Origin of the sequence: Shewanella sp. SR44-4, from assembly GCF_014163715.1 — a bacterium.
GTDB lineage: Bacteria > Pseudomonadota > Gammaproteobacteria > Enterobacterales > Shewanellaceae > Shewanella.
This window is the reverse complement of the sequence record NZ_JACJDU010000005.1, coordinates 73,348-86,972: the sequence shown is the minus strand read 5'-3', so window position 1 is coordinate 86,972 and position 13,625 is coordinate 73,348. Positions and strand designations below refer to the sequence as shown.

Sequence of the window (13,625 nt, the reverse complement as noted above, 5' to 3'; positions counted from 1 at the left end):
TCGATGGTTCCAGCTTGTAGAGAAATTTAATGGAGATATCAGTGAGATACGGTTCAATTAGCCTTGCTTTATTGTGCTTATACGCAAGCAACTCATTTGCGGCACTCGAAGTCATTACCACATCAGAAAAGCAGACTCTCAATAAAATTGAAAATCAATACGATATCGATTCTCTGCTAATCACTGTTAATGACAAATTCTCACAGCTTAATAAAAAAGCCTATGACGTTGAAGGTCTGAAAAAAACAATTGTTTCAGAACAGCAGCGCTACGATGAGCTTATTACAGAATTACCTAAGGTTATTCGGGCTAAAACAGGGCTTCCAGAAACCTATAAACAAATTGAAGAGTCTGTCAATTTAGTCGATGAATTAACCCTAAAGGCAGAAGAAGACAGTAAACGCCTTGAAACTGAAAAAGTTGAAATATTAACTGAATATGAGGCGATAAATAAAAAACGTGCCGCTAAAAGTCAGCAACTATTTAAACTCAAAACTGATATTACTAATCGTTTAATTGCAGATTTATCTAAATCAAGCAGCACACTGCCAGTCAATATTAATGGTTCGACTGAGTGTTCAAAATATCAAACTATCGCAGATTGTTTGAAAGAGTCTAAAAGCAGCATTTTATCCAATACTCGTAATGAGTCGCCGTTTTTAAATGACAAAAGTGTTTTATTGTCATATGAAGTTATCGACGCCAATATGAATATGAGAGGCGATTTGCATTATAAAGTGGCAATGAACTTTAAGCCTTCTTATAACGATAAAATTGACTCAATGTTAAATGAAGAATTAGGCCTTAAGTCGGCGATGGTTACCTTAATCAGTAACGTACCAGCAGATTGGTATATCAATGGCACCAAAGTAGGCACGGGTAAAAAACTTTTTCACGAGATCCCTTTAGGGAAACACGGCATTTTAGCGTCTTACCAAAATCAAGATAAATCAAGCGTCGAAAATGTTGAAGGCAATGGCGTATTTAATTATAAATTTGCCAATGTTGCTTCGTCTAATAAAGCCAGCAACCAAGCTAAAGCAGTGACAGCAGAAGTCCCAAAAGGCATTCTTAAACCATCAGCTAAACCGCAGCCTGTAGTCCAAAAAACTAAGGCTAAATACACCTTGTTTTCAGACCAAACCAGTATTAAGTTAAGTGATGATGATGCCAAAAAGAAATCATCAGATAAAGGTTATGAATACTTTATGGGTGTTACACCTGTCAATAAAAAGCAAAACATTGAATTTACTAACGAGCCTATCGAGAAGTAATGTTTCAACCAGTGTTTTAACATAACTATTTGTTCAGCCTGGCTGACATAAATCAAAGCCATATCTTCGGATATGGCTTTTTTTGTTGTTATAGCATCATCAAAACCCACTATTGATATGCGCCTTGTTACAAAGAAAATTAAAAGATTTACATTACTTTACGCTGAATTAAGCAAATATAATTACAATAAGCTTGCATCAATCACGGGCTAGTCGTTAGCCAATGTCGTCTTGTAACGACATCATCAATTATTGCTTATAGAGATGTGTACTTAAATGATCAAAAAACTTAGCCAATGTCTTTTTTCGACTACCGTATTGATGATGGGATATGTTGGGTTTATTTCCAATGGTATTGCCGCGCCCACACCTCCTCGCGCTGAAAAAGTGGTTCCTGTCGTCACCGCCACCGTTGAACAACATGAGCTTTCGCAATCAATTATCTTAATAGGAAAACTGGCGGCAACTCACTCGGTAATGATAGCGCCACAAGTCGCAGGAAAAATAGACAGCATAGCAGTCACATCTAATCAATACGTCAATAAAGGTCAAGCACTACTGACACTTGATAACCGCAAAGCAAAAGCCAGCGTGACCGAAGCGCAAGCCTATTATCAAGATGAAGTGCGTAAGCTTAATGAGTTTAACAAGTTGATTCACGTTAACGCCATCACTCAAACAGAAATAGAAGCGCAAAAGTCCAGTGTTGATATTGCTTTCGCTCGCCTTGAATCAGCTAAAACCGATCTGGATTACCATACTCTAGCCGCGCCATTTTCCGGAAATACTGGTTTGGTTAACTTCAGCCGCGGCAAGATGGTCAGTATCAATGAGTCACTATTATCACTTGATGATTTATCCGTGTTACAGCTCGATTTACAAGTGCCGGAGCATTATCTCTCTTTGTTAAGTACAGGAATGTCGGTAAACGCTTCCAGCAGAGCATGGAATAAAACCATTTTTACTGGCAAGATTATCGCTATTGATCCACGCGTCAATTCACAAACACTCAATCTCAATATTCGCAGTCAGTTTGATAATCAAAAGGGTCAATTAAAGCCCGGTATGATGATGTCAGCGACACTGGTATTTCCAAGCGTGTCTTCCCCTATTGTTCCGGTACAAGCACTTGAATATTCTGGTACCAAACGTTATGTCTACGTAATCAACCAGGACAATATCGCCACACGCACCGAAGTGATGTTAGGCGCCAGAATTGACGACCAAGTGTTACTGGAATCTGGCATTAACATCGGCGACCACATCGTCGTTCAAGGGCTGGTAAATATGCGTGATGGTGTCAAAGTAAAAGACTTAGCTAAGCAAGCTCAAACAAGCCCTGTTAAACAGGAGCAAAAATAATGTGGCTAAGTGATACGGCGGTAAAGCGCCCTGTAGTTGCGATTGTATTAAGTTTATTACTGTGTGTTTTTGGCTTAGTGTCGTTCTCTAAACTGTCGGTTAGAGAAATGCCCGACGTACAAAATCCGGTAGTGACCGTCATGACCACTTATAGCGGTGCATCTGCCACTATTATGGAAAGTAAAATCACCAAGAGCCTTGAAGATGAATTAACTGGCATCAGCGGTATTGATGAAATCACCTCAACCACTCGAAATGGCATGTCACGTATTTCAATCGAGTTTGAACTAGGTTGGGACTTAACCGAAGGCGTCAGCGACGTACGAGATGCCGTTGCCAAAGCACAACGTCGCTTACCCGATGAAGCTGATGATCCGATTGTATCTAAAGATAATGGTACTGGTGAGCCGTCGATTTACGTCAACTTAAGCTCTGAAAATATGGATCGTACTCAACTCACTGATTACGCCCAGCGGGTATTAGAGGACAGATTTAGCTTAATTACTGGGGTGAGCTCAGTCAATATTTCTGGTGGCTTATACAAAGTCATGTATGTACAACTAAAACCGCAATTAATGGCCGGTAGAAATGTAACTACCAACGACATTATTAGTGCGTTAAATACCGAAAATCTTGAAACACCCGGTGGCGAAGTCCGTAACGACACCACCGTCATGTCAGTCAGAACAAAACGGCTATATTACAGCCCAGAAGACTTCAACTATTTAGTTGTCCACACTGCTGACGATGGCACACCTATTTATCTTAAAGATGTCGCTAGCGTGTTCATTGGGGCAGAAAATGAAAACTCGACCTTTAAAAGTAACGGCATCGTTAACCTAAGCCTAGGCATAGTGCCGCAATCTGATGCCAACCCATTAGATATATCATTGCAAGTACAACAAGAAGTCGACAAAGTGCAGAGTTTTCTGCCAAAAGGAACGCAGTTGGTTGTCGATTATGATGCCAATGTGTTTATTGCGCGCTCGATTAATGAGGTTTACAACACCCTATTCATTACTGGGGTATTGGTTATTCTTGTGCTGTACATTTTTATCGGTCAAGTACGGGCAACACTCATTCCTGCAGTCACAGTACCAGTATCATTAATTGCCGCATTTATGGCGGCATACAGCTTAGGTTACTCCATTAACTTATTAACCCTAATGGCGCTTATTCTAGCCATTGGTCTAGTGGTTGATGACGCCATCGTTGTGGTTGAGAATATCTTCCACCATATTGAACAAGGTGAAAAACCGATACTTGCGGCCTATAAAGGGACTCGCGAAGTCGGTTTTGCTGTGATATCAACTACCCTAGTACTGGTGATGGTATTTTTACCTATTTCATTTATGGATGGCATGGTCGGGTTATTGTTTACTGAGTTCTCCGTGATGCTGGCAATGTCGGTGCTGTTTTCATCCCTTATCGCCCTTACCCTTACCCCAGTGATGAGCAGTAAACTATTAAAAGCCAATGTGAAGAAAAATCGTTTTAACATTGCGATCGATAATGGCTTTAATCGTTTAGAGCAACGGTATCGTAGTATGGTCAAATGGGCATTGCACTGGCGCATGGCAGCACCATTCATTATTATCGCCTGCATCAGTGGTAGCTATTTACTCTTGCAACAAGTCCCTTCTCAACTCTCACCACAAGAAGACCGCGGGGTATTATTTGCGTTTATTAAAGGCGCCGAAGGCACCAGTTATAATCGCATGGTTGCCAATATGGACATCGTTGAAAACCGATTAATGCCACTATTGGGTCAAGGAGTAGTGAAATCATTTAGCGTAGAAGCGCCAGCATTTGGCGGTCGAGCGGGAGATCAAACCGGATTTGCGATTATCCAGTTAGAAGACTGGCAAGATCGTGATACCGATATTAAACAAGCGTTAGCGTTAATCAGCCAAACGTTAAAAGACATTCCAGATGTCATGGTACGGCCAATGTTGCCAGGATTTAGAGGCCAATCAAGTGAACCGGTTCAATTTGTACTGGGCGGTTCTGACTATGCTGAGTTATTTAAATGGGCTCAAGTACTGCAACAAGAAGCCGATGCAAGCCCTATGCTGGACGGGGCTGATTTAGATTACGCAGAGACCACACCAGAACTTGTTGTGACGGTAGACAAGCAACGAGCTGCAGAGTTAGGCATTAGCGTTTCAGAAATAGCGACAACCTTAGAAATCATGTTGGGCGGCCGCAGTGAAACAACCTTTGTTGAACGTGGCGAAGAATATGATGTGTACCTTCGCGGTGATGAAAACAGCTTTAACAGCGTCACAGACCTCAGTAAGATTTACTTTAGAAGCAGCAAAGGCGAATTAATCACCCTTGATACCGTCACTAAAGTTGAAGAAGTTGCCTCGCCGCAACGATTAAGTCATACCAATAAGCAGAAATCGATTACCATTAAAGCAAATTTAGGCGAAGGTTATACCCTAGGCGAAGCCCTCGACTTTTTAGAACAACGCGCAATAACATTACTGCCAAACGATATTTCAATTGCCTACACGGGTGAGTCAAAAGACTTTAAAGAGAACCAAGCTGGGGTGCTCATTGTATTTGCTTTAGCACTGCTGATTGCTTATCTGGTATTGGCGGCTCAATTTGAAAGTTTTATCAACCCTGCAGTGGTGATGTTTACCGTTCCCATGGGGATTTTTGGTGGCTTTATTGGCTTAGTGCTCACTCATCAAGGGATGAATATTTACAGCCAAATTGGTATGATCATGTTAATTGGTATGGTAACTAAAAATGGTATTTTAATCGTTGAGTTTGCTAATCAGCTACGCGACCGAGGCTTATCGCTCGACAATGCCATTATTGACGCATCGGCTCGTCGCTTAAGACCCATTTTAATGACAGCCTTTACCACCCTTATTGGTGCCATTCCATTAATCGTATCAACCGGCGCGGGGAGTGAAAGCCGTATTGCGGTAGGAACTGTGATATTCTTCGGCATGGCATTTGCGACCGTTGTCACCCTATTGGTGATACCCGCAATGTACCGACTTATTTCTTCGTCAACTCACTCTCCAGGGTTTGTTGAAGCACAACTTAATGACGCCATTGCCGCTCAAAAAGCGCAACAGCCTTAATCTTCACAGGTGTAATAATGACAACGCTTGCCGTATTTGTAGATGTGCAAAATATTTATTACACCTGTAAGCAAGGTTTTGGCCGTTCATTCAATTACCGAGCTTTATACAAACATTTGTCGGCACAGGGCACTATTAGCCACGCAATAGCTTACGCTATAGCACCAGCCGATGACGGTCAGGTTAAATTTCAAGATGCACTAAAACATATTGGTTTTACGGTTAAAACCAAACCTTATATCCAGCGCAGTGATGGTTCCGCCAAGGGAGATTGGGATGTTGGGATTACCATCGACATGCTAGAGATAGCGCCCACGGTAGATGAGGTTATTTTACTGTCTGGTGATGGTGATTTCGATTTATTACTCAAAAAAATCAACCAAACGACCACATGCTACACCCATGTACTAAGTGTTGAGCGCCTCACTGCAAAATCATTAACCGATCAAGCGCAACAATTCACTGCCATCGATACTTCTCTTCTTATTTAAATACAAACAATGACAATAATCACCCACTTTAAGCACAAGCGACAAAGCTAACACATACGACAAAAATATCGCTAAAATTGATACCAACAGAAATTAGTTTGATTTATTCCTCAGCCATTCAGCCTTCATTTACACAAGTTTCTTCTCATCAATACGGTTTAAATTTGATGAGAGAAAGATGAGTAGATCCCAAATTCACAAACAATGTTATTATTTTGTTGTGTAAAATAGTGACTGTATTTACAATATATCATCCTGTTATTATAGGTATCAAAATCAGTTTTTTATAAAAATAATAATAAGGTCTCTGATGGTGTTCTTTTTCCAAAGATGGTTATGCTCGCTGTTATGCTTACTTCTTTCAGTTGCCTTTATTTCAGCCACAAACGCAGAACAGTTTCAAATAGATAGGCTCAATATTGCTGACGGTTTACCGTCAACCATGATCACCTCTATCTATCAGCAAAAAAATGGATTTTTATGGTTTGCAACCGATGCTGGTGTGAGCCGTTATGATGGCCAAGAGTTTATAAACTTTCAGTTTTCACCGGGATCCAAAAGACATATATCGAATAACTTTGTGACAGATATTATCGAAGACGCCCAAGGCAATATCTGGTTTGCTACTGAAGACGGTCTTAATCAACTCACCGTCGATGATGAACTTAACATCTACCCCACCTCACAACAGCCTTTCGCTCAAAACACCAATTGGATAATGCGTTTATACTTGGATTCAAAACGCCAGCTATGGATAGGTACTGGCAGTGGGTTACAATATAAAACAGAGCATGGAACCGATTTTATCTCGGTTCCATTATATTTAAACCAACAAGATACTCCTGTAGAAACATCTATTTACAGCATAGTTGAAGACACTCAACACCGTATTTGGGTAGGGACCGACCATGGTCTCGCATTATTAGAACCCAACAGTACAACAATGCAGCTATATCAATCAGATAAAGCACAAGCAATATCCACTATAGGTTCAGCCGTTGCTACGGCAGATTTATTTAATGATTACATTCTGACGAGTCAAATAGATAATCATGGTCAACTTTGGTTTGGTAGCCAACATTTTGGCTTAATTAAATTTATGCCTAACGACAACACATTCCAACATTTCTTTAGTCCAAAACAACCAAAGGTTGGACAAATTCCCAGTAATTACATCTCCAGCATAGCGATTGAAGACGATCAACATATCTGGATTAGTACCGATAAAGGTGCGGCAAATTTAACTGTCGCATCCGAACATTTTGACTGGTTAACCTCACAAACGTTTAATCAACAATCATTACCGACCAATGATGTTGATGATGTATTTATCGACCATTCAGGAATCATTTGGTTTGCGACTAACCAAGGTGCGGCCTTTTACACGCCATTGAAAAAATCAAGTCGACTGTATAAACCCCTTGCCAGCCAATCAGAGCTATCTGGAGGCAATGTTTACGCAATAGCCTTAACGCAATCAGGTGATGCCTGGGTAGCAACAAATAAGGGTATCGATAAGATAAACATCGATAATAAAACGGTTGAATTAGGACCTTTAAAAGATAAAACCACTCCATCATTAATAAACAATATTTGGAACGTAACTACAGACAAAGATAATAATCTGTGGTTTTCTGACGCTGAAGGCCTGAGTTTTTATGATCAACGCTCTGACACTGTGCAACACTTTAGTAATAAAGTGAATAATCCCTATGGCTTTCCTAATACTGATTTCTATACTGTTGACCCAGACCAAGAAGGCAATGTGTGGATCACTGGCTATTTAGACGCTGGCGTAATGCTATTTAACCCGCAAAAAGGTTTAATAAAACATTATTTTAACGATGCGGATAATCTTTATACTTCAGGTGGGAATTTCACCTTCGACAGTTTAATCGCTACCCAAGGTGAGTTATGGTTAGCCACTACCAATGGTATTTTCATTATCGATCCTAAAACGGATATCACCTCACACTTAAGCTTAGGTAATGAAAGAGAGAACATCCGAATAGGCGGTATTTACCAAGATAAACAAGGCATTATATGGGCAGCAACCCAAGGTCTCGGGTTAGCAAAAATAATTCCAACATCAAATGTACCTCAGGGATTTACCATTGAATACATTACACGTCAGCAAGGCCTACCAGATAACCGTTTAAAAGCCGTCATTGGTGATGACCAAGGTAATTTATGGCTAACGAGCCAGCATACGTTGATCAAATATACCCCCAAAACCGCTAAAATAAGTGTTTATCCCAGCGTGATTAACACCGACAACTTAACCTTTAATGAAGCCGCAATAGCCATTTATCAACACCAGTTACTATTAGGTACTAATAAAGGGGTGATACAGATAGATATCGACACTATTAGCCAAAATGATTTTGCGCCTCCGGTGCATATCACTTCGGCAAAAATAGCCAATAAATCGTATATTAATATTAACAGCCATAACCCTCCCCCGAAGCCGATACTTGATTACGACAACAACATGATCCAGTTTTCATTTGCATCATTAGACTATACCGCCCCTGAACGGAATCAATATCGATATATGTTAGCCGGGTTCGATCAGGATTGGCTGACCACATTACTACCTCGGGCGATGTACACTAATTTAGCCGCTGGTGATTATGTGTTTAAAGTACAAAGCACCAATAGCGACGGTATATGGAGCAACCAACAGGCAGAATTTGCATTTAACATTAAAAAAGCCTGGTGGTATTACGCATTAATTGCTTCGGGCACCATGATTATATTGATTATGATTTTGTTTGCGTTATCTCGAATCAAACAAATGAGAGAGCTCAGTCGCCGGGCTAACTTTGACAGCTTAACGGGATTGGCAAACCGGTTTCATTTTAATCAACAACTGTCATTACTTATGTCTAATCCATACAACACCGCCGCTGTGGTGTTTATCGATTTAGATCACTTTAAAGAAGTTAACGATTCTATGGGCCATGACGTAGGCGATGAGCTCATTATCCAAGTTGGTAAACGGCTTCAGCATTGTTTAAGCCAACAAGATGTATTGGCTCGACTCGGCGGAGATGAATTTGCCTTAATCATTCCATACGAGCAAGTTGCGGCCGACGTGAACCGAGATTTAGTTAATATCATTGAACGAGTTCGTCAAACGCTCAACAAAGGCTATCAAATTAATCAATATTGGCTAAACAGTTCTGCCAGTATTGGTGTGGCATGCTTCCCGGAAGATGGTAAAGATGCCAAAACATTATTAAAACATGCTGATACCGCCATGTACGCAGCTAAACAGAATGGGCGAAACGGAAGTTACTTTTTTAACGAAACATTATCCACGGCACTATTAGAAAGATTATTGATTAAAGATCAGCTAAATAATGCCATGTCAGATGCGCAACTTGAAGTGCATTACCAGCCAAAATGTTGCGTTGATACACATGAGATTGTCGGTTTAGAGGCGTTGCTTCGTTGGAATCACCCTCAACACGGGATGATTTCTCCTAGCCGCTTTATTGATCAAGCTGAAGACAGTGGCTTAATTATCGATATTGGATTATGGGTACTTGAACAAGCCTGTCAGCAAGGATATCGCTGGCTTCAACAAGGGATACTGAGAGGTAATATTTCGGTTAATATTTCACCGGTACAATTATCACAACCGACTATTGTTGATGACATTGCTGCCATTTTAGAACGAACCGCCTTCCCGGCTCATTATCTTGAACTTGAAATAACCGAGTCATTACTCATTAAAGATTTAAAAACAGCACAAGACGTTCTATTAGCACTCAAACAATTACGCGTACGTATTGCCCTAGATGATTTTGGCAAAGGTTATTCGTCATTAAACTATTTGACCCAGTTCCCCATTGATACTTTAAAAATTGATAAAGGGTTTTTAAGCAGTATTTTGCCTGAAGAAACCAGCAATATAGTATTACGAAACATCATTACCTTAGGTAATGAGCTGAAATTAGATGTCATTGCAGAAGGCGTCGAAACTCATGCTCAGCTGCTTAAATTGAAACAGTATAATTGTAAAATAGTTCAAGGTTTTTTATTCAGTCATGCTCTTGATGTCACTCAATTAGAAGTATGTCTTCTACATAACAAGTTAACCTTATGTGAATATGTTGAAGTTGAAAACGAATAATGAGAGCGGTAACTTATTAGCGATTCATGCATAAGCAGCACCCAAACTGTTAACGACTTACTGCGACGTCTGCAAACACACATAACCTTCACTAACGATGCTGTTACCTATCAATCTGTATTCTAAACTAACCCTAATAAGGTGCCTTAAACTCTCGTTATTGATGCGAAGACACATTCATTTCAAGGCAGATAATTACCTGTGAAATGCTTATTCATATCGCATTACATTGTTATTATTTAAATCAATAATGAGAGGGCTCACATGATTGGGAATATCACTTTATTTGCAAAAGTGTTATTCTTGCTGGGCCGTAGCAGGACACTTCTATAAAGGATTATATGTCGTTAATACGTTACAAAAAACTAATTTTTGATTACATTCCCATGCCCAAACGAGCTCGTTTATTCATCCAATTGATATTCATATCAGTGGGAGTTTTATATACATTTAACTCGACCATCGCCGTGGCAGAACCACTAAAAATCACTTTAGCGGCAGAAGATAGTTGGCCTCCTTTTGCCGATGAAGTGGGTAATGGTATTTCCCATAACCTTATTAGACAGGCTTTTAAGCAAGTTGATGTTGACGTTTCTACTATTGTCGTACCCTATACTCGTGGTTTGATTATGACCGAGCGAGGTTCGGTTGATGGCGTTTTTAATGTGACAAAAGAGCAAAGCACTATTAACCGATTTATATTCGGTAATGAACCTTTGTTTACAGTAACAGCTTCTTTTTTCTTTGCCAAAGAACACCCTACCATTGCGGATAATAAATGGCAGATCCCAATAAAAAGCACGATTGGTATTGTGAGTGGTTATGAGTACGGCGACGAATTTACGACGCTTGTTGAACAGCTGCAGTTACACGTCATCACGGTAAATAGCCAGCGCCAATTAATCAATTTATTATTAGTAGGCAGAATTGATACCGCCATTATGTATGACCTTGTTGCTGATGTTTACATCGAACAGATGGGTGTTAGCCGTAATATAAAAGCTAAGTTTAATAATCATACCAGTAAAATTTTCGTCGCATTTTCTAAACTTAACCCTCAAGCAGAGCACATTAGCCAATTACTCGACAAAGGGCTGCTAACGTTACAAAGACAAGGTAAGTACCAACAGCTGCTTCTGCCTTCAAATGATTAACGACATAACCACAATATCAATAATATAAGGTCATAGTGTAATGAGTCACCCCTCTGTAGAGCACAAGTACAGCCCAGTTCACTCTTTTTCTGTACAAATTTATTATGAGGACACCGACTTTTCTGGTGTGGTATATCATCCTAACTTCTTAAAATATTTCGAGCGTGCGCGTGAACATGTCATCGGCGCAGATGTACTCAGCCAACTTTGGCAGCAACAACAATTGGGTTTTGCCGTTTATCGCAGCGATATGTTATGTCACGATGGGGTTGAGTTTGCAGATATTATTGATGTGCGCACACAATTTTATTTTGAAAGTAAATATCGTACCGTATGGAAACAACAAATATGGCGGCCTAATGCTAAAAAACCTGCAGTAACGGCTACAATTGAAATGGTCTGCATGAACCAGAAGCGTCAACTTGCACCTATGCCTGTAGAATTAATCGCTCATTTATCAGCAGGATTTAAGTAATTAACCACCAGACACAACGACATTTAACGTTGAAGAGAGTTAACTTTTAGGATCACTAAAGTGTGGATTATTAATTTTTTGATAATTAAGTTGCGGATAAAGATGTTCAAACTCACTGGCAGTCAATGGTTTAGCAAAGTAATCACCTTGAATAGTGTCTACTCCAAAAAGATGTAATGCATCTAAAACAGACTTAGATTCAACCCCTTCAACCGTCACTTCAAAACCTAAATTTTTAGCCAGCTCGATACTGGTCTTAACAATTTGTTTCGCCGCTTGAGATGTTTCAAATTCATCTAAAAAGGCTTTATCAATTTTCACTTCATCAACGGGTAAATGACGCAAATAAGCTAAAGAAGAATGACCAGTACCAAAATCGTCAATCGCAAGTTTGACTCCAATATCACGTAATTGATTTAAGGTAACAATCGTTTGCTCGAGCGATTTCATTAACACACTTTCAGTAATTTCAATGGTAATGGTTTCGGCAGGAACCAGATACTGGGATAGTTTGGTGGCGACATCGGCAGCAAGGTTTGGATTATCTAAATCAGTAGATGACAAATTAATGGCTACATTAACGTAAACCCCCATATTTCGCCATTTGGCTTGTTGAGCCAATACGTTATCTAACACCCAACTACTCAGAATATCGATCATTCCGGTCTGTTCCGCTAATGGAATAAATTCATTTGGAGAAATTAATCCTAAGCCTTCATGTTGCCAACGAATTAACGCTTCAACCTGCTTACATCGGCCGCTTTTTATGTCTAGCTTTGGTTGAAATACCATAAATAATTGACCTTGCTTTAACCCTTTAGGCAAGCCATTAATAATCAACAATTCTCGGTATTGTGCTTTATCATCATCTTGATCGTAAAAAGCAATCGGCTGTTTTAATGCTTTGGCTTTCTTCAGTGCTAAATCTAAACGGCGCAGCATCAAACTGACATCGGCATGATGCTCATTGAGCGACAATACTCCGAGCTGCATTTTGATACTGATTGGCTGTTGTTCTATTTCAAATGGACTTTGTAAATCATTTTTTATCGTTTGCAACTGCTCGACAGTCAACGGTTGCTGGAAAAACAACAAAAATTCATTACCGTTCATACGTGCGATGAACTGTGCTTTACAGTTCAGGTTATCTATCCGCTTGGCAAAAGCTTTCAGCAATTTGTCACCAAATAAAAAACCAAATAAATCATTCACAAAACGAAATTGTCGAATATCCACCAGCACTAACATACCTTCTGAAATAGGCATTTTTGACAACATTTTACGTTTAAAGCCAACACGATTCGCTAATCCGGTTAACTTATCTCGTTCGGTGCTAAATAAGCTTGATTGATGTAAATGATGGAGGACATTAATGAGCGGTTTTAACGATTTGGCAGGAGAATCTATGTTAAATGAATCTTGATTGAGTAATTGTAATTCTAACGAGTGAGTTAATTGTTTAATAAAACGATGCTGACGCCAATGGAGAAATGCAATGGTGCACAGCATAATCACAATCATAAATAACACTGTTATTAGCAAATAATTCATTAAGTATTCATCATGTTACAGTTTTAGCCATCGGTTATTTAAACATCAAAAACATCTCACTTAGATATTAATC

General features: G+C 39.6%; 8 protein-coding genes. 7 read left to right on the top strand and 1 reads right to left on the bottom strand.

The genetic code is table 11. The annotated features are described in order from the left end of the window. Nucleotides 1-41 precede the first annotated feature (41 nt). From H5125_RS04135 to H5125_RS04105, 7 genes are all read left to right on the top strand, one after another. Entirely contained in the window at nt 42-1,274 is a 1,233-nt protein-coding gene (locus tag H5125_RS04135) for a hypothetical protein (protein WP_162022542.1), read from the top strand. A gap of 324 nt (nt 1,275-1,598) precedes the next feature. Next, on the top strand, nt 1,599-2,636 hold the full coding sequence (locus H5125_RS04130; RefSeq protein ID WP_259395393.1) for an efflux RND transporter periplasmic adaptor subunit: 1,038 nt from the start codon (nt 1,599-1,601) through the stop codon (nt 2,634-2,636). Further along, entirely contained in the window at nt 2,636-5,740 is a 3,105-nt protein-coding gene (locus H5125_RS04125) for a multidrug efflux RND transporter permease subunit (RefSeq protein WP_182743612.1), read from the top strand. The genes H5125_RS04130 and H5125_RS04125 overlap by 1 nt, the downstream gene beginning before the upstream one ends. A gap of 17 nt (nt 5,741-5,757) precedes the next feature. Further along, complete coding sequence (locus H5125_RS04120; RefSeq protein WP_101085683.1) at nt 5,758-6,231, top strand: NYN domain-containing protein; 474 nt, start codon at nt 5,758-5,760, stop codon at nt 6,229-6,231. A 310-nt stretch (nt 6,232-6,541) separates the two neighbouring features. Then, nucleotides 6,542-10,372 (top strand): EAL domain-containing protein, encoded by a 3,831-nt coding sequence (locus tag H5125_RS04115; protein ID WP_409085807.1) that lies wholly within the window; start codon nt 6,542-6,544, stop codon nt 10,370-10,372. Nucleotides 10,373-10,839: 467 nt separating this feature from the next. Next, nucleotides 10,840-11,526, top strand: a complete 687-nt coding sequence (locus tag H5125_RS04110; RefSeq protein ID WP_242445095.1) for an ABC transporter substrate-binding protein — start codon at nt 10,840-10,842, stop codon at nt 11,524-11,526. Between the two features lie 40 nt (nt 11,527-11,566). Then, nucleotides 11,567-12,001 carry a thioesterase family protein gene (locus H5125_RS04105; RefSeq protein ID WP_101085689.1) on the top strand — a complete coding sequence of 145 codons (435 nt, stop codon included), beginning with the start codon at nt 11,567-11,569 and terminating at the stop codon, nt 11,999-12,001. Between the two features lie 39 nt (nt 12,002-12,040). On the opposite strand, the gene H5125_RS04100 is transcribed toward H5125_RS04105, so the two are convergent. Next, on the bottom strand, nt 12,041-13,552 hold the full coding sequence (locus H5125_RS04100) for a bifunctional diguanylate cyclase/phosphodiesterase (RefSeq protein ID WP_162022539.1): 1,512 nt from the start codon (nt 13,550-13,552) through the stop codon (nt 12,041-12,043). Between the last annotated feature and the right edge of the window lie 73 nt (nt 13,553-13,625).

What these genes read in the sequence shown, in the direction of transcription:
- H5125_RS04130 (WP_259395393.1), top strand. Translation starts at nt 1,599, where the DNA reads ATGGGATATGTTGGGTTTATTTCCAATGGTATTGCCGCGCCCACACCT.
- H5125_RS04125 (WP_182743612.1), top strand. Translation starts at nt 2,636, where the DNA reads ATGTGGCTAAGTGATACGGCGGTAAAGCGCCCTGTAGTTGCGATTGTA.
- H5125_RS04120 (WP_101085683.1), top strand. Translation starts at nt 5,758, where the DNA reads ATGACAACGCTTGCCGTATTTGTAGATGTGCAAAATATTTATTACACC.
- H5125_RS04115 (WP_409085807.1), top strand. Translation starts at nt 6,542, where the DNA reads ATGGTGTTCTTTTTCCAAAGATGGTTATGCTCGCTGTTATGCTTACTT.
- H5125_RS04105 (WP_101085689.1), top strand. Translation starts at nt 11,567, where the DNA reads ATGAGTCACCCCTCTGTAGAGCACAAGTACAGCCCAGTTCACTCTTTT.
- H5125_RS04100 (WP_162022539.1), bottom strand. Translation starts at nt 13,552, where the DNA reads ATGAATTATTTGCTAATAACAGTGTTATTTATGATTGTGATTATGCTG.